Origin of the sequence: Streptomyces sp. SID5910, from assembly GCF_009862125.1 — a bacterium.
In the GTDB taxonomy this organism is placed as follows: Bacteria; Actinomycetota; Actinomycetes; order Streptomycetales; family Streptomycetaceae; genus Streptomyces.
In genome coordinates, this window is sequence record NZ_WWHX01000607.1 from 1 (window position 1) to 1,717 (window position 1,717).

The window sequence follows — 1,717 nt, forward strand, 5'->3', positions numbered from 1 at the left end:
CTCGGTGTCCTTCAGTACGTCACCGGGCTTGCTGCCGTTGCCGAGCAGGACCCCGCCGAACCGCATGCCCATGTACGCGGCCGAGTTGCTCAGGCTGCCGACCAGCGGGTCGGCGACCTCCTGCTCCTCGTGCGCGAGCGCGGTGACGCCCCACAGGGTGCGGCCGGCCAGGGTCGCCTTGAAGTCGAGGCCGGGGGTGCGCAGCCAGCCGGACCAGTGGTCGAGGTAGCGCTTGACCGGGGTGGACAGCGTGTACCAGTACAGCGGCGAGGCGATCACGAGGTCCGTCGCGTGGAGCGTGGCGTCCAGGAGGAGGGCCGCGTCGCCCTCGGTGGGGCGGGTGTGGTCGCTGTCGTGCCGGAGGTCCTCGAACTCGGGCAGCGGGTGCTCGGTCAGGCTGATCCAGCGCTGCTCGGTGTGGGCGGGCAGCTGTTCGGCGGCGCGGCGGGCCAGCAGCTCGGTGTTGCCGTCGGGGCGGCTGCTGCCCAGCAGGAAGAGGAAGCGGCGGCTCATGGGTCCCCCAAGAGTGTGCGGCGTGCGCGAAATACCAGCACGTGCAGTATATGCGTACGCATCTATCTGTCCAGGGTGGTCCTTCGCAACGCCGCGCGGAGCGGCTCGCCGCACCTGCGTGACCTCCTGGAACGAGCCTGTGACACCGCGGTGACGTGAGAATCGCGCGCGAGCGGCGAGACTCGACGGTAGGTGAACGACAGGCATGACAGGCTCTGGACGGCAGGGAAGCGAAACCGCCGACGGAAGCCGCCTATGAGTGGGGGGACGATGGCTCGACTCGGCCGCGACAGGCAGCGGGACCAGCAACGCGCCGAGCGCCCGCCCGCCCCCGCGGAGACGCCGATCGACGTCCGCGTACCGGAGGCCGGCGGTGCCACGGTCGACGGCGCCCCGGTCGTCGCCGGCCCCGGCGAGGAGATCCGGCACACCGTCCTGAACCGCCTCCACCGCTTCGCCCTCACCGCCGGCCGCCCCGTCCTCGCCACGATCCACGACGAGCGCATCGGCTCGGTCGTCCATCTCCGCATCGACCCGGACGGCTCCAGCCACCTGGCGGCCAAGCCGTCCCGGATACCGCGCGGGTCGGCTGCGTCGACGGCCCCTGGGACGCCATCGGCCCCGCCGGCCCCGGTGGGCCCGCCCGCCTCATCGGCCCCGGCGGCCTCGTCGGCCCCGGCGGCCTCGTCGGCTCCGGCTGCTTCGAGGGCCCCGGCGGGCGAGGCGGCTTCGTCGGCCCCGGCCGCCTCGGAGGTGCCGGCTGCCCCGGCCGCTTCGGCAGCCCCCGCAGGCCGGCTGGCCTCGGCGGTCCCCGCCGACGCTTCGGCGCCCGCGGCCGTCGAGCCGTCCCGGACGTCGTCCGGCGAGTCCGCGCCCACGTTCGTCCTGCGCGCCCTGCCCGAGCCCGCCGGGGGCCCGACGCCGGGCACGGTGGCGCCGCCGACGGGGGTCTTCGGCCCGCCCCCGCGGATGGACGCGGCGCCTGCCGCCGGCGTTCCGGCACCTGAGGCTCGTCAGACCGGCGCGCCCGCACCGGCCTACGGCACCGCCGCACCCGCGGCCGCTACGGCAACCCCTGCTCCCACGCCCGCCGCTCCGGCACCTGCCGCCCCCGCACCTGCGCCGACCGCACCCGCCGCCCCGGCGCCCGCTGCTTCCGCGCCCGCCGCTTCGGCGCCTACTGCCCCCGCACCAGCCGCTCTCG

At 75.8% G+C, this 1,717-nt stretch carries 1 protein-coding gene and 1 pseudogene; one reads left to right on the forward strand and one right to left on the reverse strand.

The window, feature by feature from the left end:
• The coding region (locus GTW67_RS21140; protein ID WP_161166374.1) for a flavodoxin family protein at positions 1-513 on the reverse strand (513 nt) is incomplete at its 3' end.
• Positions 514-783: 270 nt separating this feature from the next.
• Here GTW67_RS21140 and GTW67_RS21145 point away from each other — a divergent pair.
• Positions 784-1,717, forward strand: a pseudogene (locus tag GTW67_RS21145) (tetratricopeptide repeat protein); the annotation flags it as partial.